The 14968-nt window shown below is 33.6% G+C and carries 14 protein-coding genes; 4 read left to right on the forward strand and 10 right to left on the reverse strand.

Going from position 1 to position 14968, the window contains the following annotated elements; translation table 11 throughout:
* Window positions 1-5: 5 nt before the first annotated feature.
* Window positions 6-200 carry an acyltransferase family protein gene (locus M2265_RS22960; protein ID WP_243655421.1) on the reverse strand — a complete coding sequence of 65 codons (195 nt, stop codon included), beginning with the start codon at window positions 198-200 and terminating at the stop codon, window positions 6-8.
* 202 nt (window positions 201-402) lie between these two features.
* On the opposite strand from M2265_RS22960, the gene M2265_RS22965 reads away from it, so the two are divergent.
* Complete coding sequence (locus M2265_RS22965) at window positions 403-3084, forward strand: c-type cytochrome (RefSeq protein WP_132770374.1); 2682 nt, start codon at window positions 403-405, stop codon at window positions 3082-3084.
* A 438-nt stretch (window positions 3085-3522) separates the two neighbouring features.
* Window positions 3523-4044, forward strand: coding sequence for a hypothetical protein (locus tag M2265_RS22970; RefSeq protein ID WP_132770372.1), 522 nt, complete (start codon window positions 3523-3525; stop codon window positions 4042-4044).
* 618 nt (window positions 4045-4662) lie between these two features.
* On the opposite strand, the gene M2265_RS22975 is transcribed toward M2265_RS22970, so the two are convergent.
* The 4 genes from M2265_RS22975 to M2265_RS22990 form a co-directional block, all read right to left on the reverse strand.
* On the reverse strand, window positions 4663-6108 hold the full coding sequence (locus M2265_RS22975) for a glycosyltransferase (RefSeq protein ID WP_207902433.1): 1446 nt from the start codon (window positions 6106-6108) through the stop codon (window positions 4663-4665).
* Between the two features lie 1241 nt (window positions 6109-7349).
* Window positions 7350-7541 (reverse strand): hypothetical protein, encoded by a 192-nt coding sequence (locus tag M2265_RS22980; protein ID WP_021190266.1) that lies wholly within the window; start codon window positions 7539-7541, stop codon window positions 7350-7352.
* A 4-nt stretch (window positions 7542-7545) separates the two neighbouring features.
* Window positions 7546-8262: a DUF3667 domain-containing protein gene (locus tag M2265_RS22985; RefSeq protein WP_132770370.1), complete on the reverse strand. Its 717-nt coding sequence runs from the start codon at window positions 8260-8262 to the stop codon at window positions 7546-7548.
* Window positions 8263-8568: 306 nt separating this feature from the next.
* Complete coding sequence (locus M2265_RS22990) at window positions 8569-9330, reverse strand: response regulator transcription factor (protein ID WP_132770368.1); 762 nt, start codon at window positions 9328-9330, stop codon at window positions 8569-8571.
* Between the two features lie 162 nt (window positions 9331-9492).
* Between M2265_RS22990 and M2265_RS22995 the strand changes: the two genes are divergently transcribed.
* Window positions 9493-9951, forward strand: a complete 459-nt coding sequence (locus tag M2265_RS22995) for a GNAT family N-acetyltransferase (protein WP_207902432.1) — start codon at window positions 9493-9495, stop codon at window positions 9949-9951.
* Window positions 9952-10155: 204 nt separating this feature from the next.
* Here M2265_RS22995 and M2265_RS23000 read toward each other — a convergent pair whose 3' ends face one another.
* The 5 genes from M2265_RS23000 to M2265_RS23020 form a co-directional block, all read right to left on the reverse strand.
* On the reverse strand, window positions 10156-10851 hold the full coding sequence (locus tag M2265_RS23000) for a type 1 glutamine amidotransferase domain-containing protein (RefSeq protein ID WP_021190270.1): 696 nt from the start codon (window positions 10849-10851) through the stop codon (window positions 10156-10158).
* A 115-nt stretch (window positions 10852-10966) separates the two neighbouring features.
* Window positions 10967-11542: a Crp/Fnr family transcriptional regulator gene (locus M2265_RS23005; RefSeq protein ID WP_132770366.1), complete on the reverse strand. Its 576-nt coding sequence runs from the start codon at window positions 11540-11542 to the stop codon at window positions 10967-10969.
* A 199-nt stretch (window positions 11543-11741) separates the two neighbouring features.
* On the reverse strand, window positions 11742-12797 hold the full coding sequence (locus tag M2265_RS23010) for a 3-oxoacyl-ACP synthase III family protein (RefSeq protein ID WP_021190272.1): 1056 nt from the start codon (window positions 12795-12797) through the stop codon (window positions 11742-11744).
* A 734-nt stretch (window positions 12798-13531) separates the two neighbouring features.
* Complete coding sequence (locus M2265_RS23015; RefSeq protein WP_021190273.1) at window positions 13532-13744, reverse strand: PLDc N-terminal domain-containing protein; 213 nt, start codon at window positions 13742-13744, stop codon at window positions 13532-13534.
* Window positions 13745-13765: 21 nt separating this feature from the next.
* Entirely contained in the window at window positions 13766-13990 is a 225-nt protein-coding gene (locus M2265_RS23020; RefSeq protein ID WP_132770364.1) for a hypothetical protein, read from the reverse strand.
* 374 nt (window positions 13991-14364) lie between these two features.
* Between M2265_RS23020 and M2265_RS23025 the strand changes: the two genes are divergently transcribed.
* Window positions 14365-14949, forward strand: coding sequence for an RNA polymerase sigma factor (locus M2265_RS23025; protein ID WP_132770362.1), 585 nt, complete (start codon window positions 14365-14367; stop codon window positions 14947-14949).
* Window positions 14950-14968 lie beyond the last annotated feature (19 nt).

A 14968-nucleotide genomic window follows, 5' to 3' on the forward strand; every position in this document is an offset into this window, starting at 1 on the left:
ACAAATCAAGATAAAATGAAGAAAAAATCAACAGCTAGGTAACCATGATTGATACGTTGATCCAAATGACTGGTCGCAAATGCTTCAAAAATGTGAAAACATACCACAGTAATTGCTGCTACACCCCGAAGTCCATCCAGTACGTTGTAATGTGGTTTATTAAGATCGTGTGTGAGCGAATTGGTTTGTGTGTTTAGCATGCAGACAAATTTGATTAGTAGTATATTTTTATTGAATAGCCAAAAGACCGTGAATATAGGAATTAATTACAGTTTTTGAAATAATTATGATCTTAAAAAATGGAAATTTCTTTCAATTTTCGTAATATTTTTGCTATTATTATAGTTATTAGATTCATTAGTTGTAATTTGCTCAATATTTATGCAATTATAATACCTTACAATGAAAAGGAAACTAAACCTATTATTTCTCTTTCCTATATTATTGGGATTTACCAATAATATTGAAAAGCCAGTACATCAAAAAGTAAAAAATGAAAATGTACATTATTCAACGACAGCTACATTACATGCTCAGGATAGCTTAAAAACTTTATCAGGAGCTCCGGCAGACCTGATTATGACCTCTTTTACAGCTGCGGATCTTACTCCTAGTCCAGCTTGTTTAGCTGTGGCGCCTACGGGTGAAGTTTACGTTGGGGTTGATATGATCGGATCTTTAGGAAAAGATATGGGTAAAGGGTTTATCCGCAGATTTGTTGACACGGACAACGACGGGAAAATGGATAAGCATACTGATTTTGCACGTGTTGATAATCCCCGTGGTATTTTTGTTTTAGGTGATCAAGTTTTCGTTTTGCATACGACGTTTGATGCATCGACTGGAAAAGCAACAGGAATGGATTTAGTTGTATTTGAAGATAAAAATCAAGATGGGGTTGCGGATGGGGTAGCTAAACCACTTATAGTGGGTCTAAGTAATACCAAATATATTCAAGAGCGTGGTACGGATCATGCTACTAATGGAATAAGGATGGGTATTGATGGTTGGATGTATATTGCAGTTGGTGATTTTGGATTTCATAATGCAACAGGTACAGATGGCAAGAAATTGACCATGCTGGGGGGAGGAATTTTACGTGTGCGTCCTGATGGAAAAGAAATGGAAATATATACACATGGATTACGTAATATCTATGATGTCGCTATTGATCCATATATGAATATCTTTACCCGTGATAATACCAATGATGGTGGCGGTTGGGACATTCGTTTTTCGCATCAGATTCAATCTGGAGAGTACGGCTATCCTTTGTTATTCCAAAATTTTACAGAAGAGATTATTCCTGCTTTGGCCATGTTAGGTGGTGGATCGGGTACAGGATCTTTATATATGGACGAGGATACTTGGCCTGAAAAATATAATAAGGTACCGATGATGGCGGATTGGGGCAGAAGTTTCTTATATATGCATCATGTTACACCAGATGGACCAAGTTTTACACAAAAAGAAGAAGAATTTATCCAATTGCCACAAATTACAGATTTAGATGTGGATGGTTCCGGCAGGTTATATCTAGCAGCTTGGGATGGAGCTGGTTACTCAGGTAACCCGGATAAAGGTTATGTTGCGCGCGTAGTACCAAAAGGATGGACATACAAAGCTTTTCCTAATACGAAGAAAGCATCTATTGGCGAGTTAACTAATCTTTTGAAATCGGGTAGTGCAACAACTAGGCTTTACGCGTCACAAGAACTTGTTTCCAGATCATCAGATGAAGCAACAGCAGCTGCTATTAGTATTGCTAAAGACAAGAGTTTAGGGCTCAGTGCTCGTGTTGCCGCAATATATACTTATGCACAGTTGGCAAAGGAAAAAGCAATTCCGGTTTTGGTTGAACTTACAAAGGAGGATCAGATCCGTGAATTTGCGTTACGTGCTTTGGCTGACCGTATGGGATCATTAGAGCAAGTGCCAATTGATCCATTCATTGATGGATTGAAAGATGCTTCCGTACGTGTACAAACGGCTTCAATGGTTGGTTTGGGTCGCTTGGGCCGAGTAGAAGCTGCTAATGCATTATTGCAGACAAAGGTGCCGGCATCTTTTGTTGCTCCCGCTAAAGGAGTGGAGGGGCCACACGATAAACCTAATGCCGCCATTATACCTGCACATCTAGCGGTTAAAGCGTTAGTTCGCTTAAATGCAGTTAATGCAAGTGTAGGTTTTTTGGGAACAGAAAATCCTGATCTAGCTTTATGGGCTATGCGTTATATGCACGATGCCAGAGCAGTTGATGGCTTAATCGCTGCTTATGGAAAATCAAAAGATCAAAAATTTAAAGATAAGATTCTAGTAACCTTAGCTCGCTTATATAAGAAAGAAGATGCTTATGATGCTTCGTGGTGGTGGGGAACTCGTCCTGATTCGCACGGGCCATACTATAAAGGAGTTGTTTGGGAATCTTCACCGGTCATTGAGAAATTCCTGAAGGCAGAGAGCGTAAAAGCTGGAGCGACGAAAAAACAATTTTTTTCGGATCTGAATGAGAAATTCCGTATGGAAATTGCTTCTTTTAATGTTGCTAAGAAAGAGGTTGCTGTAAAAGAAGTTAAGGAGAAAAAAGTTGATTTAGAAAAAATCAAAAACCAAAAAGGGCAAGTAGGAAAAACATCCATTGAGGATATTATGTTAGCATTAGCTAAAATAAAAGGTGATCCGGTAAAAGGAAAAGCGCTATTTACAAAACAAGGATGTTTTGCATGTCATAGTCTTAGTAAAAGTGAAACGATGAAAGGACCATTTATGGGACAAATTGGTGCAATCATGAATCGTGAACAAATTGCCGAATCAATTTTAAAACCAAATGCTTCAATTTCTCAAGGATTTGCAACAGTTTTGATCAGCACTAAAGACAAAAAGAGTTTTATGGGTTTTGTGACACAGGAAACTGCTGATAAAGTTGTATTGAGAGATATTGCTGGATCTGTTACGACAATCAAAAAAGCTAATATTGCAAAACGTACGGAAATGGGTAACTCGATGATGCCCGCTGGATTGGCAAATTCATTAACAGTTGAAGAATTTGCTTCACTAGTTGCGTTTCTAGCAAAACAAAAATAAGAAGTCTTAACATTTATATCATTAGAGGCCGTCAGCTACATTTAAGTTGGCGGCCTTTTTATGTTTCTTGTCAGCCTAATGATAAATTATTTATGGATATCTTTTGCTATAATAATCGAAAAGAAAATTGATCTTTGATTTGGACTTGACAAAATAATATAAAATAGATAATTTAACATATAGAAAAAGATTCATGATTTTTAACGGATCGTTTTTTTATAATTTGCTCGGGATTATAGTCTACAGCTACTTAGACTAATCGAGAAGAGTAAAAAACAAACAAACTTAAAGCCGTTCTGTGTTGTTATATAATAAAAATATGTTCGGTCAAAGACAGCTTATGAGTTGTACTTGTGGAACTATTTTGTTGAATAATATAATATATAACAGGTTTTTGAGGTTATATCATTGAGTATCATTTTTTTAATTAAATTGAGTATGGGAATACGTTTTTATGTCTGTATTTTTTTCGTGGTAAGCTCGATCACATGTTTTGGTCAAATCAATATTGATAAGATGCGCTCAGATTATGCTTTAGCTGTAAAAGATAAAAAGCTCTGTGAAACGAATCTTAAAATCTTAGATGAGGGAGCAAATACAGTAACCGAAAAAGGATATCTTGCCGCATATGAGATTCTTTGGGCAAAACATAAAAACAATCCATTTACCAAATTAAGCCAGTTTAAGAAGGGTAAAAACTTATTAGAATCTGTTATTGTCAAACAAAAAGACAATATCGATCTGCGTTTTATCCGTTGGTCTGTGCAAACCCATGCACCCTCATTTCTCAATTATAGTAAAGATCGAATAGATGATAAAGAGTTTTTGGTGCATAATCTAAAAAAACTACCGAGTCAGGAAGGAAAAAAAATAATTTATAAATATCTGAGCGAAGCCAACAGCTATCTTAAGGGAGATCATGCATTCTCAAAAGCTGAGCTTGCTGAACTTTCAAAATAGTAGCTTAATTTTATAAATGGTTCCGTATAGTTTGTAAGAAAGATTACTTACTATTTTAATTTCTTGTTTTTAGAACATACTTTAATAGTTATTGAATGTTTTAAAAATGAGATTTTTTTTTTGATTCTTACTTCTGCAATTACTTGTTTTTTATTTTTGAAATTAATTAAATGATCTGGACATGTAGTCTATCTAGGTATAGCTCTATAAAATTATTTCTATCCTTTTTGGTTTATATAAATAATTTTTTAAGAGATTAAGTTGAATTATAAAGGTTAAGCTGATCACCATACTTACTATATAGGAATGATTAATTTCCTATCCTAACAAATAGAAACCCCTGTAATCCGACAGAATATCGATTTCAATGTATTGCAATAAATTGTTTAAATAATTATCGTACTTATTCACTACAGCTGTAAGTACCCGAATTTATATAATTTACGAAAATTGAGAAGATTGAAGTCTAAAGTATTTGCATTATCAATGAAGTCTAGAATAATCTAATGCATCTTGTAATGATTAATGGGCAAGAACTAAGTGAAGTTTACTTAGTTCTTGCCCATTAAGTGCATTTATATTTACTGTAACTAATACATGGAAGTATTATACGTTAAATTATCCTCTGGTTAACCAACCACTTCTTCCCGCAGTTGCAATTGCATAAGGTGTGATCCAGAATAGTGAAAGTGCGTAAAAAATACTATATGTATATGCCCAGATTGCTTCCTTCTTATTATCACTTTTTGAAGCAAAAAAGAATGCTTGGACGCTTGAAAAAATCAATATACCGACAAAAGTAGCACTCAGAAACATTAGTGGATAATGAAATATTGTCCATAGCATTAATACAAGCAAAGGATAAGAAAGTAAGACTTTTTTCCACTGCATAAGCAATAAGATACGCGTACCCAATTTTTTACCTTCTCGGAAGTTGGTAAAAGCAAAACGGCTCATCATGATGTTTTCGCGTACATTACTTCTCTCCCAACGGATATACATTTTATATAGATTTTTGTATCGTACAGGAGTATCAGTATATACATAAGCATTGGACTGAAATAGTACGTGATATCCTTGTTTTAGAATCATATTTGTCATAGCACGATCTTCCCCAATATCTGATGGTTGATCCATAAAGGTCTGGTTAATCCAATCTTCAAGACAATTCATGACCGATTCTTTTCTGTATGCAGATAAGGCTCCAGGTGTACACATTACTGAACCTAATACACTTTGTGCAGAGCGTACAAATTCAAAACTAAATATAAAACTAACACTGAGCATACGTGGAATAATTGCTTTCTTATTGTTTAAAACACGTACATTTCCTGCAACTGCTCCACAATTCTCATTTTTTACAAAAGGAGAAACCATATTACGCAAAGTGTCTTTTTTTACAATAGAATCACTATCAACTGTAATAAATACATCGCCTTTTCCTAATTTGAATCCACGATATAATGCATGTCGTTTACCCATATTCTTAGGTTGCTTATAGATTTCCACACGGTCACCCAATTCTGCTTTGGCACGCTGTATCCAGGTAAACGTATCATCTTTACTTCCATCATCAATAGCAATTATCTGAAGTTTCTTTTCTGGGTAATCACTATTAGCGAGACTGTGTAAGGTATCATATACCAGATGACCTTCATTATATGCGGGTACTATAATGGTACATGAAGGCAGCTCCTCATTTGAAACCGAAGCTATCGGTTTATACTTCATATGTAAAACAATTAGATAAACTAAAAAGCTTACGCTAGTTAAAAGTAAAAAAATACCAAATCCAACAAGCAATGTTCCACCTATACTGTTTAATCGTTCAAATCTTAATGCTTCAAATTCTGTTTGAAGCATATACAAACCGAAAACCGATGTTAGTAAGATCAAAAATGTAAAGCCCCAAATGCTATATTCTTTGAGACCATATTGCATTGTTTTACGTAACAAATTATTTTTTTGTTGTTTCGATTCCAGCTCTTTTGAATTAAATACTGCTGGCTTGACTTGCATCTTAACCTCCGATGAGGGAGTGAGAACTTCTTCCATGTAATTCATATTCTTCTTTATTATGAGTGTGGGCTAATGCATTTGATTTTGCTATCAAATGATAAACTATCTTTTGTAATAAGAATATTACGATTGACTATTTACAAAACACATGCCCTAATAACCATTTAAAAAATATGTTAATTGCTGATTGTAACAAACTTGATATAATTATTGGTATCATAAACAACTGATTTATAGTGGTGTTATCGTCGTTTTTTGATGCTTTGGTATACTTGTTAAATATCTGTTAGATAATTAGATATTTAAGGTTTTTTAACATTTCGGACATGTTGTCCTATGTTATTTATTCTTTTTTGTTGTCACTTGAAGACAGTAAATAACCAAAATTATCTCATTGGCTGATGATTTACTGTTACCATCTGGAAAATTAAGCAACTAAATTTGTACAGAAGTTATGATAGGGTCTATGTTAAAATTTTGGCACTAATTATTCAATTAAGGTTGAATTTAATTTCTTGGAGTATATGCGTAAATCCAAATCTTGCTCGAAGGATGATAGATTATAAATAATTCAATTATACAATGATGAAGCTTAAATATTTTACCCTTGATTTTGTCTATCCGCTATAATAACGATTTGCTTATTAAAAGTAAGTATATCGACCTCCAGAGGTGTGATGTTGCTTTTAATATAGTGGAGAATTCTAATATCTAAAAATAATATGCTAATATTTTTAGATATAATAAATTATAGTTATATTAGTGCTATTAATATTAGTATACTTTATAGTTTGATTATGGAAAAGAAACCAGCTTGCTGTCCGCTTTGTGGTGCTCGCACAGAATGGATTACCGAATTTATGAATGCGTCTTATGTACAGATTCATACTTGCTTAGATATTCACTGCTGTTATGGATTTTTAGTAAAGGAATAATGAGCGGGTGTGAAAAATTGATATATTGAAAGGGTGTTTACTTCTTTTTTATGTATAAGTAGTGCTTAAAGGAGTTAGTCTTGCATGGCTAATTGGTCGTGAATTTGTTATACAGTTTACGAAATAAATTGCAGATCCCTAAGTCTGTGGAGAAAGGCTATTCAGAAAAAGATTCCGGTAAGGTGTAGTAATATCATGCGGGTAAGAATATTTATTCTTTTTCCCTGCTTATATGAGGGAAAAAGAATGTGTATAGTATGAGGTTTAATATGAAATCAACATATTGAGATGGGGTGTTATTTCATTGAAACAACTAGGCCTTTCTACCTCGTCTATAGGATTTTGCTTACTTTATTTTTCAGATTGCTTTTTAGGTTTTTTTACAAGGATGTATATTGAGAATGCAAAGACGGTGAAATAGACAGCTGCTAATGCGGGTTTCTCAAATGTAAAATTTTCAAAGTCGAACTGTTTAAATAGGGTCACTCCGAGTATAATAGCGATAATGCTAAATACAAATAATATTAATTTTCTGTTGTCCATATTTTTAATGTTTTATAAGTAAGTCGATTAGTGTTCCTATTGTTAATGCAATTGTTACAGAAGTTAATATTCCTAACACGAATGCGGCGAATGCTTTTAAATAATTTATAGTCTTCTTTTTGTCAAAGAAATGACCAATAGCCCAACTACAATAGGCAATACCAATCATACCTCCAAATTGCATTAAGTCAATTTGTATCAAACCATATAAGCAAGCAAAAAATGCATATATAAGCATCTCTATACCTGTAACAAAGCATAGTAATATTAAAATTTCAAAAAAATTATAGTCATATTTTTTGAAAAATATTTTAACCCAAAAAGCAGTAAATACTCCCAGTATGATGTTGGCATAGCCATAGTGACTTTGTACCCAGCTGAAAATTCTGCCTGTGGTGGTTGTTGAGATTCCGTCATATTTTACATAACCTTCCTCAATATGGAAAAATCCGTTAACAACTGTATATAGAAGGGAAGTGATGATGATAAAAATAATAGGTTTTACAAGTCGAGCTCTATTTTCTGAAATATAACGTCTCACATTGTCCCCAGGGCTAGTTATTAATTCCTTGATGGTATATAGGATACCTCTTTCAAAATGTAATACATGTTCGATCTCGTGTGCAATATAATGCCCATCTATTCTCTTTAGTTTTGAAGGTTGTCCGCAGTTTGAACAGTAATTCTGATATACTTCGTTGTTGCAACTTTTACAATTCATCTCTCTTCATTTAATAATTTGGCTAGTATTTATTTACAAATGGTTAGATCGGTAGCAACTTCCATTTTTAATATAAATATTGAAATGTATATGGATGAAACAGTTTGTCATTATCCATGAGTCAAATGTATTAAGTTTAATTGTTAGTACGCATCGATCCTATTAAATCTACACTTTTGTGTAGGATTAAAATCAATACTCATTTTGCAATCAAATTGAATATACAGAAGCTAAGTATTGCATGATATTGCGAAATTGGTTGCTTAATTTTTATAATTGATGAGCATAAGTGCATCTTACTATGAATTAGAAAAGTGACAGTTCAATTGCTATGGCTGTAGCTTCTGTAATACTTTTTACTTTTAACTTGGAGAATATTTGCTTTTTGTAGAATTTAATAGTATCGATAGAAACAAAAAGGATTTCAGCTATTTGCTCCATTGTTAATCCTTGGGCAGAGTATCTTAGAACATCTTTTTCTCTTTTTTTTAATAATATTGCAGGTTTTTCTGACCAAATATTATTGATCAGATCATATTCGAAATAAGATTTGTCAAATTCATTCTTTATTCTAATATTTCCCGCTTTAGCATGAGACGATATGGACACCAAACAAAGTGCTATCCAAAGGTTTGAGGAGTTGTCTAGTAGGAGAGGCTTTAGCTTGTGATTGATCAGAATTGGTTTTCCTATTGGTTGCTTAAGGTGGAAGTCATATGAAATGGAATGTTGCATCCGATCTTCTTCCGATAGATTTTTGAGGAAATCAAAGCCACTATCATTAATTTTTTTTAATAGTAGAAGATCTTCTTCAGGTACATTATCAAGATAATGCTGATAACCATTTTTCAAAACCTCATCAGCTGTACGACCACAAAGAAATATTGGATTGTCGGACACAAAAAGAAATCCCTTTTTATAATAATCAATCAAATACACACTTTGATAAGTTAATTGACTGAGTGATCTCGCAAAATCTACGATAGGTTTGGTTATATTATAATCCAGCTCATTAAGAGTATCTTTAAAATGTACGGGCTCAAAAAAATCATCAATATTTATATTCATAAAGTAAGGTTAGTAGGTATAAAATGGTTATCTCCTAATCTATTTTACAAAGTAATGAAAAATGAAGGAAAATCGAACCTTAAATTTAATGTGACTTTGGATCATTTTTATGTATCTTGAAATGTAAAAATTAGTTGTACATAGATTAAATTAGTTAATTAAATGATGGTAGAAATACGGAATGCGATTGAATCTGATATTGAGATATTATTAAATTTTGAAAAAGGAATAGTAGATGCTGAAAGACCCTTTGATGACAGTTTAAAAGAAGGGGAGATTCACTACTATGATTTAATGGATCTCATTCGAAGTGAGCGAGCAGCGTTATTGGTGGCTGTTGTTAATAATGAAATTGTAGGTTCAGGCTATGGTAAAATTTTGGAGGCGAAACCGTTTCAAAAACATAAGGAATACGCGTATTTGGGTTTTATGTATGTGAAGCCCATATTTAGAGGTCAGGGTATTAACGGTGTAATTTTACAAAAACTTATGGAATGGGCTAAAAGCCGTGGTTTAACGGAAGTTAAATTGGATGTTTATGATGCAAATGTAATTGCTAAAAATGCCTATCTAAAAGCGGGATTTAAACCCCATTTATTGAAAATGCGTTTAGACTTGTAAATCCTTTTAAATTGTAAATTTATAGCTATGTCACTTAATAAAAGTGATCGTGTTACAAATCTGCCTTGGAACTTATCTATTAAATATTTTACATTATAATACTTAACAAAGAAAGCCAAGATACCTAAAGTAACCAAGGTATACGAACTGATGTAGTAAGATCCAGCCCGTATACCTTGATTGTAATTATTCTTATGAAGACTTTTATTTCGCTAACAGCGCGAGTAATTCTTTCGCTGTTTCTTCTGAAGAACCTGGGTTCTGTCCAGTAATTAAGTTACCATCTTTTAAAACATAGCTGTTCCAATCCTCTCCTTTACTGTATATCCCTCCAAGTTTTACCAGTTCATCTTCTACTAAAAAGGGAACAACATTGGTCAATTGCACAGCTTCTTCTTCAGAGTTCGAAAATCCTGTAACTTTTTTCCCTTTAACTAATGACGAACCATTAGTATCTTTTACGAAGCGCAATACTCCAGGAGCATGACATACTGCGGCAACTGGTTTATTGTTCCTCCAGAATGCTTCAATAAGTGCGATAGACGTTTTATCATTTGTTAGATCCCAAAGAGGACCGTGTCCTCCCGGATAAAAAATGGCATCATAATCTTGCTCACTTATTTCCTTTAATGGAATGCTGTTTGCTAATTTAATTTTCAGTTCTTTATCTTCATCAAATCGTTTTGTTGCTTCTGTCTGAAATTCTGGAAGCGCACTTTTGGGATCTATGGGTGGTTGTCCGCCTTTAGGAGAAGCAATTGTTACATTTACACCTGCATCGGCCAAAACATAATAGGGAGCGGCAAATTCTTCAACCCAAAAACCTGTTTTATTACCTGTATCTCCAAGTTGGTCATGCGATGTCAGTACAACCAATACTTTTAAATTCTTTTTTTCCATCTTTGAAAATTTTAAATGTTTAAAATGATATCACAAAATAGGGCATAAATCATTAGACCTTTATGTGATATACATCACATTTTAAAGAAAGTTTGTTTTGGTGATATATGTCAGATTATTTGACCTGATAAAGTCTGCTTAATGTTTCGCGCGAAACTCCGAGATATGCCGCAATTAAATGCTTTGGTACCAGGTTATAAAGATCGGGATATTGTTGCATGAGTTGCTCATAACGGCTTCTAGCGTCATTGTTAAGCAAAGAGAGAATTCTTTTTTGTAAACCTATATATCCTTTATTTGAACGCCATCTTAGATATGTTTCTATCTCGTGAATTTCTTTGCAGACTTTTTCCCGGTCTTCACTAAATAGGCAAAGAGCATTGGTGTCGATAACACAGTCTAGATTGACAGTCGCCTTTTTATTATTATGAAGTGCATCATAATCAGATGCCCACCAGGTTTTTGTCGCAAACTGTAGAATATGCATCTTTTGTTCATCGTTGACAAAGAAAGTTTTTAGGCAACCATTTAGAACAAAATATTCACATAATACACGATCCCCTATATTTATAACAGATTGTTTTCTTTTAAAGGATACAGGTTTTAAAAATGAGAAAAAGTAATCAAACTGTTCATCACTAAGCTGGACAGTTTGTTCTATATGATTTCTAAGAATTTCACGATCGGACATGTGTAACGTATGGATTTGTATAGAAAATAGTACCTAAAAATAAGTATTCTTATTTAAGATTAGGAGCGATTTTCAATCACTAATTGTTTGTTTAGATCTGAATCTTATTTGCTATTGTAATGTTAGATTCAGTTCTATTTGGTTATGAAAGTTATTTGAAATTAATCTTCATAATTTTATTTGCATTTCGTTAAAAGCTTTAAAATTTATAAACAAATGCATTGATATTCATACCAGCACCTACGGAAGCAAATAGCGTGATGTCTCCTTTGTTGATCTTGTGTTGAGGCAATTCCCCTTGAAGTATCATCGCTAATAAAGTTGGTATGGTTGCAACGCTATTATTGCCCAATTTCTGAATGATCATAGGCATAATGTCGGGTGGTTGTGGTGTATTGTACAGTTGGTAGAATCTATGCACAATAGCTTCATCCATTTTTTCATTAGCTTGGTGAATGATGATCTTAGCAAGATCTTTTATGTCATATCCACTCTCGTCAAAGCATTTTTTCATCGCTTTTGAAACATTAGTCAATGCGAACTCATATATTTTTCGCCCTTTCATTTTCAAGTATTTTGTGTCAGAATCTTGATTAAAATAGGAGGGGCCAAAATATAAATAATCAATCTCATTGAGTGTGAAAGAAGCCGAAATATGAGATTTAAGACCCGAATCATCATCGCTACATTCCATTATCACTGCTCCTGCACCGTCAGCATAGATCATACTATCTCTATCATGAGGATCTATGACGCGGGAAAGCGTTTCAGCACCAATGATCAGGCACTTTTTAGCAAGCCCTGCTTTGATAAAGGCGTTTGCCTGAATAACACCTTCCACCCATCCTGGACAACCAAAAAGCAGATCATAAGCTACGCAGAAGTTATTTTTAATTTTTAAAAGATGTTTTACACGTGAAGCAAGGCTTGGTACCATATCAGATTGGATAGAGCCGTGCTTAACATCGCCGAAATTATGGGCAAAGATGATATAATCCAAGGTTTCAGGGTCGATCTGCGCATTTGTTATCGCCTTTTGCGCAGCCTGAAATCCTAGATCGGATGCCACTTGATCATGCGTAGCATATCGTCTTTCTTCGATTCCAGTAATCTCTTTTAGTTTTTGTGTGATTATCTCATTGGACTGTTTTAGAGGCTGTTCATTTTCATCAAAAAATGTGGAATCTTGAAAAAATGTATTTTTAACGATGTGGGATGGAGTATAATGTCCAGTACCTATAATTTTGCTACTCATTTTCTTATATTACTTAATTAATTTAGCGATAATTACTGAGACCAGCAAATCTTAGTTATTGAAGAGGGAATAAATATTTTATTTGTAACTGATCAACCAGCTTCAAACAAACCTCGATAGTTAATTCTTCAGTGCTTTGGACAAGAAAAATATCTACTTCTTGTACTGGCAAGGAGGTAGATTTAGTCAATTTACTTCCAAAACGTTCGGGATTCTATAAACAATTCAATCTGATTGATTACAATTAGGAGTTTTTTAATGATATCCTGAGTCCAGAACCGGAATATCGTATATTCTAGTTCACGAAGAGCAAGATTAGTGCGTACGTCTTTTTGCATATTACGTTCGATTTTCGGTATCCAGAATAAACGGTTAGATTTAATACGGTTTCGGTTCTTTTCCAGTCAAAGCCGTGCCAAAATTCACCATCGACAAAAATAGCCAGTTTACATTTTTTTTATGACGATATCAGGTGTTCCGGGAAGTGATTTATCATGTAATCGTATGTTTTTTGTCTATAGTGCTTACCGTAGGATCAGTTCTGGTTTTGAATTTTAACTCGTATTCTTGCCATATTCCAACTTCGTTTGAGGCTTCTATAGAAACTAGCTTTCTTCTGGAAATGCGGTACATGGATTTTTTAGAATCGGATTAACTGCGTTGTTTTTCACTTAGTGTAACAGCGATTTTCCTAAAACTTACTCATTTCATCTCTTTGATTGCACTGATCTTCTTTATATATTATTTGATTTATCTTTTCCAAACCACCAATAGAAAATGCATCCAATTACATTGAATAGTACAACAGCTACTATCCACAGTATCCTCTTGTCACCGGGTATATTATCATTGGTGATGATGTGATAAATCGTGTACACGACCAAAAGAATGGGAACAAGAAGATAAAGCATTTCTGTGGTTCCGATATTGATAAATGATAAGTTCATAGCGTAGAAAATGTTCGTTTACTATCGCGTGATCGCAAAATATATGACATAGAACCAGCTACAGATACCATGGAATATGGCCCAGAGTATTGATTTGTTTCGATCCCAAGAAGTAACAACTGCTATCACCGAACCTAAGCCAATTCCCGATTTAGTAACGATTTGTGTGGTGTTTTCTGTAAAATCCTGTCCAAAAACAAATGAAGTGATTGATAGTAGGAATATAAGTAAGGTTAGTTTTTTCATAATAATGCGCCTTTAGGTTTTAATTCCGGTGTTATATGGGACAAAGTGTATTCCTGTTTTTTTTTGAGTGATAAGCTTTCGCTCTAGCTAACTAAAATTACAACATTTATGTGACCAGGGCAAATAATTGTTGTTGTATATTCAGATTTGCCATCATTGCTGTTCTATAATTAAAGAGAATAACAACCTATTTTCCCATGCAAAAAGATATACTGAGCAAGAAGCTGAAATTAACTGTAGACGAGATAAAAAGTCTACGATTCTTAAAATGCAGATGGCTTCTTGATAATTTCATTTTGATATACTGTAATATTTCTATAGATTTATCTTCAATTATATTTCTTTTTTAAGAAAAACCTAAGCACAATACTACAATGAACTTGAAGGGAATGCCTTGCAATATAGAAGAGTTTAATCGCTTCCAATTGGGTGATGAAGCTGTATTTCATAAGATATTTGTGTTTTATAAGCCTTTCCTGTTTCGGAAATTTAACCAATTTTGTTCTTCCAATGTCGAGGTGGAAGAAGTATTGCAGGAAGTGTTTGTACAATTATTCTTAAAAAGACAGCAGATTCCAGATATTCAATCGATTTTTCCTTTTTTGTATATAGTTGGAAAGCGGATGTCCATATCTTACTTCAGGAAAGCAGTGGTAAGGGAACAATATATGCTAAAAAATCAATCGCAATTTAATGAAGCATATGACTGCCTGGAAACCCACATTGAAACTAAGGATCTATCCGATATTCTAGAATCTATTATTAAAGACCTTCCAACGCAGCAGCAGAAAATTTTTCGTATGAATAAACTTGATGAACTTAGTTATAAGGAAATCGCTGCTGAAATTGGTGTATCAAAACATACAGTACGAAATCATCTAGCTACAGCTTGTAATTTTGTACGATTAAAATTGGATAAGATTCTTTACCTACTTTTTTTTATAAAAATTATTTTCTGACTAGTACATCCTTTCTACC

Source organism: Sphingobacterium kitahiroshimense, from assembly GCF_025961315.1.
Taxonomy (GTDB): domain Bacteria; phylum Bacteroidota; class Bacteroidia; order Sphingobacteriales; family Sphingobacteriaceae; genus Sphingobacterium; species Sphingobacterium anhuiense.

What these genes read in the sequence shown, in the direction of transcription:
- M2265_RS22960 (WP_243655421.1), bottom strand. Translation starts at nt 200, where the DNA reads ATGCTAAACACACAAACCAATTCGCTCACACACGATCTTAATAAACCA.
- M2265_RS22965 (WP_132770374.1), top strand. Translation starts at nt 403, where the DNA reads ATGAAAAGGAAACTAAACCTATTATTTCTCTTTCCTATATTATTGGGA.
- M2265_RS22970 (WP_132770372.1), top strand. Translation starts at nt 3,523, where the DNA reads ATGGGAATACGTTTTTATGTCTGTATTTTTTTCGTGGTAAGCTCGATC.
- M2265_RS22975 (WP_207902433.1), bottom strand. Translation starts at nt 6,108, where the DNA reads ATGAATTACATGGAAGAAGTTCTCACTCCCTCATCGGAGGTTAAGATG.
- M2265_RS22980 (WP_021190266.1), bottom strand. Translation starts at nt 7,541, where the DNA reads ATGGACAACAGAAAATTAATATTATTTGTATTTAGCATTATCGCTATT.
- M2265_RS22985 (WP_132770370.1), bottom strand. Translation starts at nt 8,262, where the DNA reads ATGAATTGTAAAAGTTGCAACAACGAAGTATATCAGAATTACTGTTCA.
- M2265_RS22990 (WP_132770368.1), bottom strand. Translation starts at nt 9,330, where the DNA reads ATGAATATAAATATTGATGATTTTTTTGAGCCCGTACATTTTAAAGAT.
- M2265_RS22995 (WP_207902432.1), top strand. Translation starts at nt 9,493, where the DNA reads ATGATGGTAGAAATACGGAATGCGATTGAATCTGATATTGAGATATTA.
- M2265_RS23000 (WP_021190270.1), bottom strand. Translation starts at nt 10,851, where the DNA reads ATGGAAAAAAAGAATTTAAAAGTATTGGTTGTACTGACATCGCATGAC.
- M2265_RS23005 (WP_132770366.1), bottom strand. Translation starts at nt 11,542, where the DNA reads ATGTCCGATCGTGAAATTCTTAGAAATCATATAGAACAAACTGTCCAG.
- M2265_RS23010 (WP_021190272.1), bottom strand. Translation starts at nt 12,797, where the DNA reads ATGAGTAGCAAAATTATAGGTACTGGACATTATACTCCATCCCACATC.
- M2265_RS23015 (WP_021190273.1), bottom strand. Translation starts at nt 13,744, where the DNA reads ATGAACTTATCATTTATCAATATCGGAACCACAGAAATGCTTTATCTT.
- M2265_RS23020 (WP_132770364.1), bottom strand. Translation starts at nt 13,990, where the DNA reads ATGAAAAAACTAACCTTACTTATATTCCTACTATCAATCACTTCATTT.
- M2265_RS23025 (WP_132770362.1), top strand. Translation starts at nt 14,365, where the DNA reads ATGAACTTGAAGGGAATGCCTTGCAATATAGAAGAGTTTAATCGCTTC.